This is a genomic window from Comamonas aquatica, assembly GCF_018064205.1.
In the GTDB taxonomy this organism is placed as follows: Bacteria; Pseudomonadota; Gammaproteobacteria; order Burkholderiales; family Burkholderiaceae_C; genus Comamonas; species Comamonas aquatica.
This window is the reverse complement of sequence record NZ_CP072916.1, coordinates 772,307-787,525: the sequence shown is the minus strand read 5'-3', so window position 1 is coordinate 787,525 and position 15,219 is coordinate 772,307. Positions and strand designations below refer to the sequence as shown.

At 65.4% G+C, this 15,219-nt stretch carries 15 protein-coding genes; 7 read left to right on the top strand and 8 right to left on the bottom strand.

From position 1 onward, the window contains the following. Window positions 1–98: 98 nt before the first annotated feature. Both KAQ61_RS03665 and KAQ61_RS03660 read left to right on the top strand, forming a co-directional pair. On the top strand, window positions 99–1,214 hold the full coding sequence (locus KAQ61_RS03665) for an NADH:flavin oxidoreductase/NADH oxidase (RefSeq protein WP_210930531.1): 1,116 nt from the start codon (window positions 99–101) through the stop codon (window positions 1,212–1,214). 78 nt (window positions 1,215–1,292) lie between these two features. Then, the gene (locus KAQ61_RS03660; RefSeq protein WP_210931689.1) at window positions 1,293–2,720 is read left to right on the top strand and encodes an aminotransferase-like domain-containing protein; all 1,428 of its coding nucleotides are present in this window, start codon (window positions 1,293–1,295) and stop codon (window positions 2,718–2,720) included. 13 nt (window positions 2,721–2,733) lie between these two features. Here KAQ61_RS03660 and ccoG read toward each other — a convergent pair whose 3' ends face one another. Beyond that, window positions 2,734–4,185, bottom strand: a complete 1,452-nt coding sequence (gene ccoG, locus KAQ61_RS03655) for a cytochrome c oxidase accessory protein CcoG (protein WP_210930530.1) — start codon at window positions 4,183–4,185, stop codon at window positions 2,734–2,736. A 341-nt stretch (window positions 4,186–4,526) separates the two neighbouring features. On the opposite strand from ccoG, the gene KAQ61_RS03650 reads away from it, so the two are divergent. Together KAQ61_RS03650 and KAQ61_RS03645 are read left to right on the top strand one after the other, a co-directional pair. After that, complete coding sequence (locus tag KAQ61_RS03650; protein ID WP_210930529.1) at window positions 4,527–5,165, top strand: DUF5610 domain-containing protein; 639 nt, start codon at window positions 4,527–4,529, stop codon at window positions 5,163–5,165. A 214-nt stretch (window positions 5,166–5,379) separates the two neighbouring features. Further along, complete coding sequence (locus KAQ61_RS03645; RefSeq protein WP_210930528.1) at window positions 5,380–5,766, top strand: VOC family protein; 387 nt, start codon at window positions 5,380–5,382, stop codon at window positions 5,764–5,766. Between the two features lie 43 nt (window positions 5,767–5,809). Here the strand turns inward: KAQ61_RS03645 and KAQ61_RS03640 are convergent, their stop codons facing one another. The 7 genes from KAQ61_RS03640 to KAQ61_RS03610 all read right to left on the bottom strand — a co-directional run bounded on the left by KAQ61_RS03640 (window position 5,810) and on the right by KAQ61_RS03610 (window position 13,215). Next, window positions 5,810–6,289, bottom strand: coding sequence for a nucleoside deaminase (locus KAQ61_RS03640; RefSeq protein ID WP_042412351.1), 480 nt, complete (start codon window positions 6,287–6,289; stop codon window positions 5,810–5,812). Window positions 6,290–6,291: 2 nt separating this feature from the next. Then, on the bottom strand, window positions 6,292–6,966 hold the full coding sequence (locus KAQ61_RS03635) for an ankyrin repeat domain-containing protein (protein ID WP_210930527.1): 675 nt from the start codon (window positions 6,964–6,966) through the stop codon (window positions 6,292–6,294). A 167-nt stretch (window positions 6,967–7,133) separates the two neighbouring features. Next, on the bottom strand, window positions 7,134–9,725 hold the full coding sequence (acnB, locus tag KAQ61_RS03630) for a bifunctional aconitate hydratase 2/2-methylisocitrate dehydratase (protein ID WP_210930526.1): 2,592 nt from the start codon (window positions 9,723–9,725) through the stop codon (window positions 7,134–7,136). A 40-nt stretch (window positions 9,726–9,765) separates the two neighbouring features. Further along, window positions 9,766–10,362, bottom strand: a complete 597-nt coding sequence (locus KAQ61_RS03625; protein WP_210930525.1) for a hypothetical protein — start codon at window positions 10,360–10,362, stop codon at window positions 9,766–9,768. Between the two features lie 50 nt (window positions 10,363–10,412). Beyond that, window positions 10,413–11,420, bottom strand: coding sequence for an HpcH/HpaI aldolase/citrate lyase family protein (locus KAQ61_RS03620; RefSeq protein WP_210930524.1), 1,008 nt, complete (start codon window positions 11,418–11,420; stop codon window positions 10,413–10,415). After that, a complete protein-coding gene (gene tam / locus KAQ61_RS03615; RefSeq protein ID WP_210930523.1) occupies window positions 11,417–12,217 on the bottom strand; it encodes a trans-aconitate 2-methyltransferase in 801 nt (266 codons plus the stop codon). Before tam ends, KAQ61_RS03620 begins: the two co-directional genes overlap by 4 nt. A gap of 11 nt (window positions 12,218–12,228) precedes the next feature. After that, window positions 12,229–13,215 carry a malate dehydrogenase gene (locus KAQ61_RS03610; protein WP_210930522.1) on the bottom strand — a complete coding sequence of 329 codons (987 nt, stop codon included), beginning with the start codon at window positions 13,213–13,215 and terminating at the stop codon, window positions 12,229–12,231. A 225-nt stretch (window positions 13,216–13,440) separates the two neighbouring features. Here KAQ61_RS03610 and KAQ61_RS03605 point away from each other — a divergent pair, with 225 nt between their 5' ends. The 3 genes from KAQ61_RS03605 to sdhD all read left to right on the top strand — a co-directional run bounded on the left by KAQ61_RS03605 (window position 13,441) and on the right by sdhD (window position 15,207). Then, on the top strand, window positions 13,441–14,235 hold the full coding sequence (locus KAQ61_RS03605) for a GntR family transcriptional regulator (RefSeq protein ID WP_210930521.1): 795 nt from the start codon (window positions 13,441–13,443) through the stop codon (window positions 14,233–14,235). Between the two features lie 135 nt (window positions 14,236–14,370). After that, a complete protein-coding gene (sdhC, locus tag KAQ61_RS03600) occupies window positions 14,371–14,808 on the top strand; it encodes a succinate dehydrogenase, cytochrome b556 subunit (RefSeq protein WP_043387223.1) in 438 nt (145 codons plus the stop codon). Window positions 14,809–14,841: 33 nt separating this feature from the next. Then, window positions 14,842–15,207 carry a succinate dehydrogenase, hydrophobic membrane anchor protein gene (gene sdhD, locus KAQ61_RS03595; RefSeq protein WP_042412374.1) on the top strand — a complete coding sequence of 122 codons (366 nt, stop codon included), beginning with the start codon at window positions 14,842–14,844 and terminating at the stop codon, window positions 15,205–15,207. The last annotated feature ends 12 nt before the right edge of the window (window positions 15,208–15,219 follow it).

The following is a 15,219-nucleotide window of genomic DNA, read 5'->3' as shown; positions in this document are numbered from 1 at the left end:
CGCCGCCCCTGCCGCAGCGCGTCACCGACGGGATCGGTGGCGCGTTTTTTTTGTGTCATGCTGCGGCGCAAGATTTGCTGTGAAGGGACGCGCCCACCATGCCCGCTTTGTTCTCCCCCATCCGATTCGGCTCGCTGGAACTGGCCAACCGCATCGTCATTCCCCCGATGTGCATGTACTCGGCCGAGGAAGGCTGTGCCACCAGCTGGCACCTGATGCACTACGGCCAGCTGGCCCAGTCCGGCGCCGGCCTGCTGATCCTGGAGGCCACCGCCGTCGAGGCGCGGGGCCGTATCAGCGCCCACGACCTGGGGCTGTGGAACGATGCCCAGATGCAGGCGCTGCGCCCGGTGCTGGCGCACATCCGCCGCCACAGCCCCATGCCCGTGTGCATGCAACTGGCCCACGCCGGCCGCAAGGCCAGCAGCCGCCGACCCTGGGAAGGCGGTGGAGCTCTGCCCGCCGACCACCCCGAGGCCTGGCCCACGATCAGCGCCAGCGCCCAGGGCTTCATGCCCACCGACCCACTGCCAGCCAGCGCCACGCTGGAGGACATTGCCCGCATCAAGCAGGCCTTCGTCGATGCTGCCCTGCGCGCGCACAGCCTGGGGCTGGATGCGCTGGAGCTGCACGCCGCCCACGGCTACCTGCTGCACCAGTTCCTGTCGCCCCTGTCCAACCTGCGCGACGACGCCTATGGCGGCAGCCTGGACAACCGCATGCGCCTGACGCTGGAGGTGTTCGATGCCATCCAGGCGGCCCTGCCAGCGGGCTTTCCGCTGGGCGTGCGCATCTCCGCCACCGACTGGGTGGACGGCGGCTGGGACCTGGCGCAAAGCACCCAGCTGGCCCAGGCCCTGGCAGCGCGCGGCTGCGCCTTCCTGCATGTCTCCAGCGCCGCCCTGCACCCGGCGCAGCAGATTCCCATCGGCCCTGGCTACCAAGTGCCGCTGGCCGACGGCCTGCGCCGCCACCTGCAAGGGGCCATGCCCGTGATTGCCGTGGGCCTGATCACCGACGCGCAGCAAGCCCAGGCCATCCTGGATGCCGGCCAGGCCGATGCCATCGGCGTGGCCCGCGCCATGCTCTACAACCCGCGCTGGCCCTGGGAGGCCGCCCGCCAGCTGGGCGCCCAGGTGGCGGCCGCCCCGCAGTACCTGCGCTGCGAGCCACATGGCGCCAAGGGCCTGCTGCAGAGCGCGGCCACCGCCTAATCCGGGGCGGGGCAGTCTGGCGCTGGACAGCCCCTACACTGGGTGGCTGTGTCCACCGAACCCGCCTCCTCCCCCAGCCTGACGCGCTACGCCACCCTGGCCGCCGACATCGCCCAGTCCATCCACGCGGGCGTGCTGCAGCCGGGCGACAAGCTGCCCTCGGTGCGCAGCTGCTGCGCCGCACGCGGCGTCAGCCCGTCCACGGTGTTCCAGGCCTACTACCTGCTGGAGGCGCGCGGGCTGATCCGTGCGCGCGAGCGTTCCGGCTACTACGTGGCCTCGGGCGCCCACCACCCGCCGCCGGAGCCGGAGATCGCCCGGCTGCCGCCCCCGGCCTCGCTGACGGTGGATGTCAGCGAGCGCGTGTTCTCCATCCTGCAAGCCAGCTTCCAGCCGGGCACGGTGGGCCTGGGCAGTGCCTTTCCCGCGCCCCAGCACTTCCCGTGGAACAAGCTGGCGCAGTCGCTGGCCGCCTGCGCACGCCAGGCCCAGCCGCAGGCCCTGCTCGATGACCTGAGCACCGGCCACAGCGGCCTGCGCCGCCACATTGCCCGCCGCTACCTGGCCGATGGCATGCCGCTGCACATGGACGATGTGGTCATCACCAACGGCGCGCTGGAGGCGCTGAACCTGTGCCTGTCGGCGGTCACCCAGCCCGGTGGCACCGTGGTGGTGGAGTCGCCGTGTTTCTACGGCGCCCTGCAGGCGCTGGAGCGCCTGGGCCTGAAGGCGGTGGAGGTGCCCACCCACCCGCGCGACGGCATCGACTTGCCGGCGCTGGAAGCCGCCATCACCAGTCACCGCCCGCAGGCCATCTGGCTGATGAGCAACTTCCACAACCCGCTGGGCAGCCTGGTGCCCACGGCCCACAAGCAGGCCCTGTGCGCGCTGCTGGCGCGCCACCAGGTGCCGCTGATCGAAGACGATGTGTATGGCGAGCTGTACTTCTGCGCCCGCCGCCCGCTGCCCGTGAAGGCCTACGACCGCGAAGGCTGGGTGCTGCACTGCAGCTCGTTCTCCAAATGCCTGGCACCGGCCTGGCGCGTCGGCTGGGCGGCGGCGGGGCGCTTCACCCAGGCTGTGGCACGGCAGAAGCTGACCACCTCGCTCAGCACCAACGCCCCGGCCCAGGCCGCGCTGGCGCATTACCTGGAAGGCGTGGGCTTCGACAAGCACCTGCGCCAGCTGCGCCACACCCTGGCCACGCAGCGCGATGCGATGACGCAGGCCATCGCCCGCCACTTTCCGCCCGGCACGCGCGCCACGCGCCCCGAAGGCGGCTATTTCATGTGGATCGAGCTGCCACCCGGCTGCGATGCCCTGCAGCTGCACCAGCAGGCCCTGTCCGAAGGCATCAGCCTGGCGCCGGGGCCGGTGTTTTCGGCCAGCCAGCGCTTTGGCCGCTGCATCCGCCTGAACTACGGCCTGCTGTGGGATGCCCGCACCGACCAGGCCTTGCAGCAGCTGGGTAGCTGGTGCCACCGCATGCAGCAGGGCGCGGGCTGAGCAGCGCTGCGGCTCAGCGTGGCACCAGGAAGGTGGTCGGCGCGGCCACCTGGATGGCCGGGTCGGCCTGGGCGCGCACCTCGATCGCCACGGGATGCGAGCCGCCCGCCGCCACCCCATACGGTGCCTGCAGGCGGATGACCACCCAGCGGTCTTCGGCGGCGCCCAGCGCTACTGCGGTGTCCGACGCCACGCGCAGTCCGTCCAGGCCCGCGGCCGAAAGCACATAGTGCTGTGGCACTTCCGTGGCATTGCCGATCTGCACGCGGTAGATGTTCTCCACCATGCCGCCGGCCACGATGCGCGACAGGGTGCCGCGGTCGCGCACCACGTCCACCTTCAGCGGCACGCGCACAGACAGGCTGGTGACCATGGCCACGGTGATGGCCAGCAGCCCAGCGCCGTACAGCAGCACGCGCGGACGGAACACGCGGCGCAGCATCTGCGCACCGCTCCAGCCCTGGGCCAGGGCGCTTTGCGTGCTCAGTCGCACCAGGCCACGCGCATAGTGCATCTTGTCCATCACCCCGTTGCAGGCGTCGATGCACAACCCGCAGCCAATGCATTCGTACTGCAGGCCATCACGGATGTCGATGCCCACGGGGCAGACCTGCACGCACAGCTTGCAGTCGATGCAGTCGCCCAGGCCCTGGGCACGCGCATCCACGCCCTTGGCCCGCGGGCCGCGGCCTTCGCCGCGCGCGGCGTCGTAGGTGACGACCAGCGTGTCCTTGTCGAACATGGCGCTCTGGAAGCGCGCATACGGGCACATGTACTTGCACACCTGCTCGCGCAGGAAACCGGCATTGCCGTAGGTGGCCAGGGCGTAGAAGGCGATCCAGAAGATCTGCCACGCCCCCTGCAGCGCCATCACCTGCACCGCCAGGTCGCGGATGGGCACGAAGTAGCCCACGAAGGTGAAGCCCGTCCACAGCGACAGCAGCAGCCACAGCAGGTGCTTGCCGCCACGCCGGGCCGTTTTCTCCAGCGTCCAGCCACTGCCGTCCAGGCGCAGGCGCGCACTGCGGTCGCCCTCCAGCCGGCGCTCGATCCACATAAAGATCTCGGTGTACACCGTCTGCGGGCAGCTGAAGCCACACCACAGGCGCCCGGCCACGGTGGTGAACAGGAACAGCGCCAGGGCGCTGACAATGAGCAGCGCCGTCAGGTAGATGAAGTCCTGCGGGTACAGCAGCCAGCCGAAGACGTAGAAACGCCGCTGCTCCAGATCAAACAGCAGGGCCTGGCGCCCATGGATCTGCAGCCAGGGCACGACGTAGAAGAACAGCTGCGTGGCCCACACCAGGGCCCAGCGCCAGCGCGAAAACAGGCCTTGGATGGAACGCGGCTGGATCTTGGTGCGCGGCTCGTAGAACGGCACGGCATGCGGCGCGGCCTGGATGGGGATGGTCTTGCGGGGCGGCGGTGTGCCACCGGGTTGCGGGGAGGAGTTTTCGTGGGACATAGCAGGAATGGGCAGGCCAGCCAGGACCGCCTGGCTGCGCTCAGCAACGACTGTGCGCGCGCCGTCCCTGGAACAAAAGCATCAGATTGGGGGCAAAAAGACCGGATCAGATGCACTCCATCCAAGCACCACCATATCAGTTCAGCAAAAAGTGAGCGGCTGCCGCAGGACAGGTGCGGCACACGATCTCTTTAGGCCCTGAAAAGCCTATCCATCCAGCGCCAACCGCTTCCTTTTTTCAGCAAATCTCGCCATCTCGACCAATGGCACTTCAGAACACCACCAAATTGCCGACATGCCAGATATGGCCTTGTCGGCCTGTGTTGCCTCTGGAGAGCACCATGCTGAACGTCCCCCCCCTCCCCGCCCCCGCTTCCGCTTCCCCCGACACGGCCGTGCCCGCCAAGAGCACGCCGCTGGACCAGGCGCAGAAAACCGCCACCGCCAGCAACCAGGGCCCGCAGAACCTGCGGAATGCGCAGATCCTGGAAGCCTCGCTGCAGGTCAGCCTGCAGACCGGCAACGACAGCCTGGCCCTGCTGTACCGCACGGCGGTGGACGCCATCAACCAGGAGCTGGCGCCCGAACTGGGCCCCGACGCCATCCAGAACGCCATGGGCCAAGACCACAGCGCGCAGGCCACGGCAGGCCGCATCGTGGGCCTGTCCACCGCCATGTTCGACGCCTATGCGGCCCGCTACCCCGACAAGGCGCTGGCCGAGGTGGCCCAGGATTTTGTGGAGCTGATCCGCGGTGGTTTCGAGCAGGGCTACCAGGAGGCGGAAGACATCTTGAACAGCCTGGGCGTGCTGGGCGCTGACAGCCCGGTGGCGGCCGGCATTGCCCAGACCTACGCGCTGGTGCACAAGGGCTATGACGACTGGCTGCAGGCCAAGCTGGGCGCGCTGCGCGGGGATGCCACGCCCAGCGCCCCTGCCGACGCCCCATCTGCCGCGCCAGGGTCGGCCACCGCCCCCTGAACCCTGGGCGGGCATGCAGGATTGAGGTGGGTGCACAAAATGGCATAAAACCCAGACTGCACCTACGCAGTCAGCTATGGTTTTTAGAAACCAACGCGTGCGCCTGCGGGAAGAAAAGCCACCGTCCTGCATCCCTGGCCGGCCAGACTTCGACAATTGGGACACACGGTGGCCCCGTGCCACGCCCCCGCTGCATCCCCCCAGGAGGTCTGCCATGACACGCAATCCCGTTGGATGGTTCGAAATCTATGTGCAGGACATGGACCGGGCCAAGGCGTTCTATGAAAACGTGCTGTCGCGTACGCTGGAAGCCCTGGCCCCACCCGGCACCGACGGCAGCGACATGGAGATGTGGGCCTTCCCCATGCAGCCCGAGGCCGGGGGGGCGGCCGGCGCCCTGGTCCGCATGCCGGGAGCGCCGTCCGGCAATGGCGGCACGCTGATTTATTTCAGCTGTGAGGACTGCGCCGTCGAAGCCGGCCGCGCGGTCGCCCAGGGCGGCACCGTGGTGCGCGACAAGATGCCGATCGGCCCCTATGGCTTCATCGCCCTGATCACCGACCCAGACGAAAACCTGATCGGCCTGCACTCGATGCGCTAGGGCCTAGCGCCTGGCACGTGGGCGCTACAGGCCCCGGCCGGCCTCAGTGCGGTGTCTGGCGCTGCTTCCAGTCGGCGTACAGGCCGGGCCGCTCGGTCAGCCGTACGGGCACATGGCGGATGACCATGGACTGCTGGGCAAACGGTTTGGCCAGTTCTTCGTAGATCGCCGCTGTGGACAGGCCAAACGGCGCGGCATCGGCGTTTGAGTGGGCAAACACCACCTGGCTGACACCCGCCATGCGCATGGCCGCCAGGCACATTGGGCAGGGATGGCCACTGGCATACACCACACAGTGCTGCAGATTCGGCGAAGCTAGGTGCTGGCTGGCCCGGCGGATGGCCAGCATTTCCGCATGGTCCGTGGGATCGTTGCTGCGCAGGATCTCGTTGACGGCCGAGGCAATCACCACGCCCTGCTTGACCACCACGGCCCCGAACGGGCGCCCGCCCTGCTCGGCATTGGCATACGCCAGCGCGATGGCTTCGCGCAAAAACTGTGTGTCGTCGTGTGTCACTGTCATCTTCAATGTGCTCCTGCCCGACGCAAAATGCGGGCAATCTCTGGGTATCCATGGGCCTGGGCCAAGGCCAGTGGCGTGCGGCCCTGGGCATCGGGCAGGTTCACGTCGGCCCCGGCATCGACCAGCTCCTGCACCACCTGCTGGTGGCGCTCGCCGCCCTGGCCCAGCACCACGGCCTCGATCAGCGCGGTCCAGCCCAGGCGGTTCACGTGGTTCACATCCACACCCGCCTGGATCAGCAGGCGCACGGCTTCCACATGGCCACGCTCCGCCGCCGGAATCAGCGCCGTGCCCTGGTAGCGGTTCAGGCTGCGCACGTCCGCGCCGTGCGCCAGCGTCATCTGCAGGATGTCCAGATGGCCCCGGGCCCCGGCGTACAGGTAGGGGCTGTCCTGGATCTGGTCCTTGGCATTGACCTCGGCACCGGCCTCGATCAAGGCCCGGGCGGCGGCCACATGGTTGTGGTGGGTGGCCACCAGCAGTGGGGTCTGACCAGCGGTATTGCGCGCCTCCAGCGGCGCGCCACAGTCCAGCAGGCGCCGGATCTCGGCCGAATGGTTGGCCGTGACCGCCGCAAACAGCGGCGCGGCCTGGGTGCAGGGCTCGGCCGCCAGCCCGGGCGCCACAACGCTAGCGCACAGGACCATCCCCACCAGCCATCGGATTGTTCGCAACATGCGGATCCTTGTGTCCACCGATCTTCGAGCACCGATGCTAACGCCCCCAGCGCGACTGCGCCGTCAACGTCCAGCTCCCCCGCAACGTAGTGGGCCCTGCCCACGGCCTGCATAAAAAAAGCCTGCCGCGCGATGCGCAGCAGGCCTTGGCTTGCGGCCGGAACGACTTAGGCGTTCACGCCCTTGGCCACTTCAGCGTACTCTTCGATCTGGTCGAAGTTCATGTAGCGGTAGACCGATGCCTTGTCGGCATCAATCACGCCCATTTCCTTCAGGTACTCGTCCTTGGAAGGCAGGTAACCCAGGCGCGAAGCAATCGCGGACAGCTCGGCCGAGCCCAGGAACACGTTGGTGTTCTTGCCCAGACGGTTGGGGAAGTTGCGGGTGGACGTGGAGATCACGGTCGCACCTTCGCGCACTTGCGCCTGGTTGCCCATGCACAGCGAGCAGCCGGGCATTTCGGTGCGCGCGCCGGCGGTGCCGAACGCAGCGTAGTGGCCTTCCTTGATCAGCTCGCTCTGGTCCATCTTGGTGGGCGGTGCCACCCACAGCTTGACGGGGATGTCGCGCTGGCCGCCCAGCAGCTTGGCCGCTGCGCGGAAGTGACCGATGTTGGTCATGCACGAACCGATGAAGGCTTCATCGATCTTGGTGCCGGCCACTTCGGACAGGAACTTGGCGTCATCGGGGTCGTTGGGGCAGCAGACGATGGGCTCCTGGATGTCGGCCAGATCGATCTCGATCACGGCGGCGTACTCGGCGTCCTTGTCGGCTTCCAGCAGGTCGGGCTTGGCCAGCCAGGCTTCGACCTTCTCGATGCGGCGCTGCAGGGTCTTGGCGTCCTGGTAACCGTCGGCGATCATGTTCTTCATCAGAACGATGTTCGAGGTCAGGTATTCCTTGATCGGCTCGGGGTTTAGCTTGATCGTGCAACCGGCGGCGGAACGCTCGGCCGACGCGTCGGACAGCTCGAACGCCTGCTCCACCTTCAGGTCGGGCAGACCTTCGATTTCCAGGATCTTGCCGGAGAAGATGTTCTTCTTGCCGGCCTTGGCCACGGTCAGCAGACCGGCCTTGATGGCGTACAGCGGGATCGCATGCACCAGGTCACGCAGGGTCACGCCAGGCTGCATGGCGCCCTTGAAGCGCACCAGCACGGATTCGGGCATGTCCAGGGGCATCACGCCCGTGGCGGCACCGAAGGCCACCAGACCGGAGCCGGCAGGGAAGGAAATGCCGATGGGGAAGCGGGTGTGCGAGTCACCACCGGTGCCGACAGTGTCGGGCAGCAGCAGGCGGTTGAGCCAGCTGTGGATCACGCCGTCGCCAGGACGCAGGGCCACGCCGCCGCGGTTGGAGATGAAGGCCGGCAGTTCGCGGTGGGTCTTCACGTCCACGGGCTTGGGGTAGGCGGCCGTGTGGCAGAAGGACTGCATCACCAGGTCGGCCGAGAAGCCCAGGCAGGCCAGGTCCTTCAGCTCGTCGCGGGTCATGGGGCCGGTGGTGTCTTGCGAACCCACGGTGGTCATGCGGGGCTCGCAGTAGGTACCGGGGCGCACGCCCTGGCCTTCGGGCAGGCCGACGGCACGACCGACCATCTTCTGCGCCAGGGTGAAGCCGGCGTTGGACGCGGCCGGCGCCGAGGGCAGACGGAACGCGGTCGAAGCAGGCAGACCCAGGAATTCACGGGCCTTGGCGGTCAGCGAACGGCCGATGATCAGGTTGATACGGCCACCAGCTTGCACTTCGTCCAGCAGCACGTCGCTCTTCAAGGCGAACTCGGCAACGGTTTCACCGTTCTTGAGCAGCTTGCCGTCGTAGGGCAGCACGTCGATGACGTCGCCCATTTCCAGCTTGGTCACATCGACTTCGATCGGCAGCGAGCCCGAGTCTTCCTGGGTGTTGAAGAAGATGGGGGCGATCTTGCCGCCCAGGGTCACGCCACCAAAGCGCTTGTTGGGCACAAAGGGGATGTCCTGGCCGGTGGCCCAGATCACGGAATTGGTCGCCGACTTGCGCGAAGAACCGGTACCCACCACGTCGCCCACATAGGCCACGAGGTTGCCCTTCTTCTTCAGGTCTTCGATGAACTGCATGGGACCGCGCTTGCCGTCTTCCTCGGGCTTGAAGGCCGCGTCGGGACGGGTGTTCTTCAGCATGGCCAGGTAGTGCAGCGGGATGTCGGGACGGCTCCAGGCATCGGGCGCGGGCGACAGATCGTCGGTGTTGGTTTCGCCAGGCACCTTGAACACGGTGACGGTGATCTTTTCCTGGACCTTGGGACGCGAAGTGAACCACTCGGCATCGGCCCAGCTCTGCATCACTTCCTTGGCCTTGGCGTTGCCGGCCTTGGCCTTGGTGGCGACGTCGTTGAAGAAGTCGAACATCAGCAGCGTCTTCTTCAGCGCATCGGCGGCCACGCCCGCCACTTCGGCGTCGTCCAGCAGCTCGATCAGGGGGTGCACGTTGTAGCCGCCCACCATGGTGCCCAGCAGCTCGGTGGCCTTGGCCTTGGAGATCAGGCCCACCTTCAGGTCACCGTGGGCCACGGCGGCCAGGAAGGACGCCTTGACCTTGGCGGCATCGTCCACGCCAGGTGGCACGCGATGGGTCAGCAGGTCCAGCAGGAAGGCATCTTCGCCCGCAGGAGGGTTCTTGATCAGTTCGATCAGTTCAGCCACTTGCTTGGCATCGAGGGGCAGCGGAGGAATGCCCAGTGCGGCGCGCTCGGCCACATGGTCACGGTAGGCTTTCAACATGGTTCTCTCTCCATTGGTTTTCTAAGAGTGGGGCAGCGTTTTACAGCGCTTTGGCTCCCGGCAAGGGCTTACTTGCTCGGTGCGTCCAGCAGGCTGGGGGGGGGCTCTTCTTGATGGCCTCGGCCACCTGAAGCTGTTCGGGGCTCATGCATTCGTCCGCCAGCCGCTGGCCGGCCTTCTGGTTCATGAGCATGGATTTGTTTGCGATCTGCAGCCACACGGCGCCGGCCTTCTGGTCTTCCAGACGCACCACGCCAGTACTGGTCCCCACGGGGGACATGTGGAAGTTGAAGCCCTTGCCGCTGACCATGAAGTGACCAGGGTTCTGGGCATCCTTGGACACATTCACGTGCTGGCCCAGCTCGCAGGCGATGTTGCCGGTGTGCACGCGGTCGGCCAGAGCCAGCTCATCGGCATTCAGTGCGCGGGGCGCCAGCACCGCCGCCGAGGCGGCTGCGGCAGCCGCTCCTGCCCCGGCGACCTTGCGCGCGGTGGAGGGGGACGTGGTTTTCTTCACGGCCGCGGTCTTCTTGACCGGGGTGGTGGCCTTGGCCGATTTCTGCGCCGCCGTGTCGGGGGCGGCAGCCATCGCCAGTGCGGGAGCGATCAGCACAATGGAGGCAATCAAATGTTTCATGCGGACTCCTGCAATTCCAAAAAATAGGTTCGTTGAACACCAGGGCATGCTCATGCTGCCTCTGAATCGAACCATTGTCGCGCTTCTTGCGGCAGCGGCATGGCGGTGCGGTGCGCACGCTCCAGCAACTGCCAGTAATAACGGTAACTTGCACGGTCGTGCAAGACGCCCTCGTGGCTGATCGGCGCCCAGTGCTGGGCGGCGGCGGCCACCAGGATGGCGGTGGCTTCCTGCACCTGGGCCATGGCCGGGGCGAAAGCCGCCAGGATCGGACGGATCTGCGCCGGATGGATGCTCCACATGCGGGTGTAGCCCAGGCTCTGGCTGGCCTGCGTGGCGGCGGCCTGCAAAGCGGCCGTGTCCTTGAATTCGGTCACCACGCAGTGCGAGGGCACTTTGCCAAAGGCATGGCAGGCCGCAGCGATTTCCAGCTTGGCGCGCACGACCAGCGGGTGCTCGAACTGGCCGCGCACCCCCATGGCACTGGCAGGGATGGCGCCACCGTGCGCGGAGACAAAATCCATCAGGCCGAAAGACATGCTCTGCACCGCCGGATGGGCGGCGATCTCGAAAGCACGGTGCACGGCCGCGGGCGATTCAATCAAAACATGGAGCGGCACACGCACGCCTGTCGCGCGTTGCAGGGCTTTTTCAGCCTTGAGCACGTCCTCCACACTCTCCACCTTGGGCAGCATGATGTGGCACAGGTGGGCCCCGGCCTCGCCGGCGATGATGTCCATGTCCTGCACAAAGGCGGGGTGCTCCACCGCATGCACCCGGGCTGCCACCCGGGCGCCGGCCACCGCCCCGCGCGCCAGTTGGGCCACCAGCCGGGCGTGCGCCTGCTCCTGACCCACCGACGCTCCGTCCTCACAATCCAGCGTCACATCAAAGACGCAGGTGCCAAATTCCTGCAGCATCTGGGCCTGCAACTGCAGACTTTTGCGCATGCGCTCTTCCACGCCGCTGTAGTGGTCGCACACCGGCAGGTGCAAAGCAGCAGCAGCCTGGGCGTCCAGCAGCACCTCGGCAGGATGGGCGGTGGTAGTGGTGGTCATGCGCTACGCTGGGCAACCAGGAAAAGACGGGGGAAAGCCAGCAAACGCTGACCGTCGGCACGTGCGGGATAGGCTGCGTCCACACGGTGCTCATAGGCCTGCACGAAGTCGGCCTGCAATCCAGCAGGCAATCCGTCGACAAATGGTTTCAGACCGGTGCTGCGCAACCATTGCACGATGGCGGCAGGCGATGCCATGGGGTGCTGGTAGATGGTGTGCCACACATCCACCGCGGCCGACTGCGCCCCTGGGGCGGCCAGCAAATCGTAGTAAGTCCCGATCGGGAGAATTTCGGTGCGCAAACGTTCGACCTGCCCGATGTGGCTGGCGAACTGCGGCAACTGTGCGATTTCGCGCATCAGCCGGTGCGAGGGCTGTTGGTGGTTGTCGGGCATCTGGATGGCCAGGACACCACCTGGCGCCAGCAGCGACAGCAACCGGGGGATCAGCCCCTCATGGGCAGACACCCATTGCAGCGAAGCATTCGCAAAGATCAGGTCCGGATCCGGCGTGCCTGCCTGGAGAGCCCAGGTGGCGATGTCATCCAGCTCGAACCGGGCCTGCGGCAGTTGTTGCCGGGCCGTGGCCAGCATGGCCGGGGAATTGTCCACGCCCAGCACCTGGGCATGGACAAAGCGCTGCACCAACAGCTCGGTGGAATTACCGGGACCACAACCCAGGTCCACCACGTGGCGAACCTGGATGGGGTCGAGCGGCACCCGCGCCAGCAACTCAGCCGCAGGGCGCGTGCGCTCCGAGGCGAAGCGCAGGTAGAGCGCGGGGTTCCAGTCGAGCATAGGCCAGCGGATTACAGCAGGTGCTTGACGCCGTCCTGCTCGCCCTGCAGTTCAGCCAGGGTCTTGTTGATGCACTCTTGCGAGAAGGCATCGATGGCCAGGCCTTCGACAATCTTGTACTCGCCGTTTTCGGTGATCACAGGGAAACCGAACACGATGCCGGCAGGAATGCCGTATTCGCCGTTGGAGGGCACACCCATCGTCACCCACTCACCGTTCGAACCCAGCGCCCAGTCGCGCATGTGGTCGATGGCCGCGTTGGCAGCAGATGCCGCCGAAGACAGGCCACGGGCGTTGATGATGGCAGCGCCGCGCTTGCCCACGGTGGGCAGGAACACGTTGGCGTTCCAGTCCTGGTCGTTGATGGTGTCCTTGACGGACTTGCCATCCACGGTGGCGAAGCGGTAGTCGGCGTACATGGTGGGCGAGTGGTTGCCCCACACGGTCAGCTTCTTGATGTCGCCCACCTTGAAACCGGCCTTGGCAGCCAGTTGCGAAGCGGCGCGGTTGTGGTCCAGACGCAGCATGGCGGTGAAGTTCTTCGCTGGCAGATCGGGCGCCGACTTCATGGCAATGTAGGCGTTGGTGTTGGCGGGGTTACCGACCACCAGCACCTTGACGTTGCGCGAAGCCACGGCGTTCAGGGCCTTGCCTTGGGCGGTGAAGATCTGGGCGTTGGCAGCCAGCAGGTCGGCGCGCTCCATGCCGGGGCCGCGGGGGCGAGCGCCCACCAGCAGGGCATAGTCGGTATCCTTGAAGGCTTGCATGGGGTCGCTGTGTGCTTCAATACCAGCCAGCAGCGGGAAGGCGCAGTCTTCCAACTCCATGATCACACCCTTGAGTGCGTTCTGTGCCTTCTCGTCAGGAATTTCGAGCAGTTGCAGAATAACGGGCTGATCCTTGCCCAGCATTTCGCCGGATGCGATACGGAACAACAGGGCGTAACCAATTTGACCTGCGGCGCCGGTGACGGCAACACGAACGGGCTTCTTGCTCATGGTGAAAACTCCAGATTTCGGAAATAAACAGTTGTCGGCGCACCGTCGCTCCAGCATCTGTCACCAGTAGCCCGTGCTCCGTAAACAGTAGGCAAGTGTACCCCTGATTTGGTCGCCCGGTCAATTTGTCTTATGTCTTATATAAGATATGATCAACCCTCAAGCCAGCGACCTCTCGGCAGTCCAGAATTCGCATCCGGAGGCTCTGACCTTCCAACCACCAATATGTCCTCATCGCAATCTTTTTCTGCTGACAGTGCTCCTGGGCCCACTGCGAATCCAGCCCCCACACTGACCCCAGCCTTCAGCCCGCTGTACCAGCAGATCAAAGGCCTGATTCTGCAAAGCCTGCAAGCCGGCGAATGGCGCCCCGGAGAACTCATCCCCAGCGAGATGGAGTTGGCAGCACGCTTCAAGGTCAGCCAGGGCACGGTACGCAAAGCGATCGACGAACTGGCCGCAGAAAACCTGGTCATGCGCCGACAGGGCAAAGGCACTTTCGTGGCCACCCACTCGGCCCAACAGGTGCAATACCGCTTTCTGAAACTGCACCCGGACGTAGGCAACCTGGAGGGCGAAGGCCGCGCCCAGCGCACGATCCTGGAGTGCAAACGCGTGCGCGCTCCCGCTGAGATCGCCCGCCTGCTGGCACTGCGCAGCGGCGACACCGTGGTACAGGTGCGCCGCATCCTGGCCTTCAGCGGTATCCCGACCATTTTGGAAGACATTTGGTTACCCGGCCACCCCTTCAAAGGACTGACCGCCGAGCAGATGGCCAGCTACCAGGGCCCCACCTACGCGATGTTCGAAGGTGATTTCGGGGTGCGCATGGTGCGCGCCGACGAAAAACTGCGTGCGGTTCTGCCCGATGAGGCCCAAGCACAGTTGCTACAGGTTCCCGCCAGCACCCCACTGCTCAGCGTGGAGCGGATTGCGTACACCTACAACGATATTCCCATGGAGTTACGACGCGGTATCTACAGAACAGACACACACCACTACAAGAATGCACTGAGCTGATTGACCACACCCTCAGAGACAGCAATAAAAACAATCGCGTCAGCACAGCCCGCTACCTGCGCCATTGCAATAGAATTTTGAATCTTTTGCTCCTGCGCGATTACAACGCAGTTACATCCACGAAAGTACCCCGCCATGACAGAGCTAGCAAAAAAGAAGCGGCCCGAGTTCCGCAATATCAACGTTTTTAACGACGTTCGAACCTATCGCTTACCCCCAGCAGGCATTGTTTCGATCTTGCACCGCATCAGCGGCGTGATCATGTTCTTGCTGCTGCCGTTCATCATCTGGATGTTCGATGCCTCGCTGTCGTCCGAGTTTTCGTTCGCCAAGTTCAAGGCCGTCTTCAACGAAGGTTGCGGCTTCGTTCCCGGCTGGATTATCAAGCTGGTTGCGCTGGCCATCATCTGGGCCTACCTGCACCACCTGACAGCCGGCCTGCGCCACCTGTTTATGGATGTGAACCACAACGTGGTGAACAAAGAATTCGGCAAGTCCTCCGCCCTCACCGTCCTGGTGATCAGCGTGGGCCTGACCGTGGTACTGGGCGCCAAACTGTTTGGCCTGTACTGAGCAACCGCACCCTCACGATAAGGAAAAGACATCATGTCCGTGAATTACGGCTCCAAGCGCACCGTGGTCGGTGCCCACTACGGCATTCGTGACTGGCTGGCTCAACGTGTCACCGCCGCCCTGATGGTGCTGTTCACCATCGTGGTCCTGGCCCAGCTGATCTTCGCGCAAGGCGAGATTGGCTATGAACTGTGGGCTGGCATCTTCGCTGCCCAGTGGATGAAGTTCGTCACCTTTGGCGTGATCATTGCGCTGGTCTGGCACGTCTGGGTCGGTGTGCGTGATGTGTGGATGGACTACGTCCAATCCGTGGGCCTGCGCCTGACGCTGCAGGTGTTCACGATTGTTTGGCTGGTCGGCTGCGCCGGCTGGGCTTTCCAGGTTCTGTGGCGTCTGTGATCGGCAACTGCC

What these genes read in the sequence shown, in the direction of transcription:
- KAQ61_RS03665 (WP_210930531.1), top strand. Translation starts at nt 99, where the DNA reads ATGCCCGCTTTGTTCTCCCCCATCCGATTCGGCTCGCTGGAACTGGCC.
- ccoG (WP_210930530.1), bottom strand. Translation starts at nt 4,185, where the DNA reads ATGTCCCACGAAAACTCCTCCCCGCAACCCGGTGGCACACCGCCGCCC.
- KAQ61_RS03650 (WP_210930529.1), top strand. Translation starts at nt 4,527, where the DNA reads ATGCTGAACGTCCCCCCCCTCCCCGCCCCCGCTTCCGCTTCCCCCGAC.
- KAQ61_RS03645 (WP_210930528.1), top strand. Translation starts at nt 5,380, where the DNA reads ATGACACGCAATCCCGTTGGATGGTTCGAAATCTATGTGCAGGACATG.
- KAQ61_RS03640 (WP_042412351.1), bottom strand. Translation starts at nt 6,289, where the DNA reads ATGACAGTGACACACGACGACACACAGTTTTTGCGCGAAGCCATCGCG.
- KAQ61_RS03635 (WP_210930527.1), bottom strand. Translation starts at nt 6,966, where the DNA reads ATGTTGCGAACAATCCGATGGCTGGTGGGGATGGTCCTGTGCGCTAGC.
- acnB (WP_210930526.1), bottom strand. Translation starts at nt 9,725, where the DNA reads ATGTTGAAAGCCTACCGTGACCATGTGGCCGAGCGCGCCGCACTGGGC.
- KAQ61_RS03625 (WP_210930525.1), bottom strand. Translation starts at nt 10,362, where the DNA reads ATGAAACATTTGATTGCCTCCATTGTGCTGATCGCTCCCGCACTGGCG.
- KAQ61_RS03620 (WP_210930524.1), bottom strand. Translation starts at nt 11,420, where the DNA reads ATGACCACCACTACCACCGCCCATCCTGCCGAGGTGCTGCTGGACGCC.
- tam (WP_210930523.1), bottom strand. Translation starts at nt 12,217, where the DNA reads ATGCTCGACTGGAACCCCGCGCTCTACCTGCGCTTCGCCTCGGAGCGC.
- KAQ61_RS03610 (WP_210930522.1), bottom strand. Translation starts at nt 13,215, where the DNA reads ATGAGCAAGAAGCCCGTTCGTGTTGCCGTCACCGGCGCCGCAGGTCAA.
- KAQ61_RS03605 (WP_210930521.1), top strand. Translation starts at nt 13,441, where the DNA reads ATGTCCTCATCGCAATCTTTTTCTGCTGACAGTGCTCCTGGGCCCACT.
- sdhC (WP_043387223.1), top strand. Translation starts at nt 14,371, where the DNA reads ATGACAGAGCTAGCAAAAAAGAAGCGGCCCGAGTTCCGCAATATCAAC.
- sdhD (WP_042412374.1), top strand. Translation starts at nt 14,842, where the DNA reads ATGTCCGTGAATTACGGCTCCAAGCGCACCGTGGTCGGTGCCCACTAC.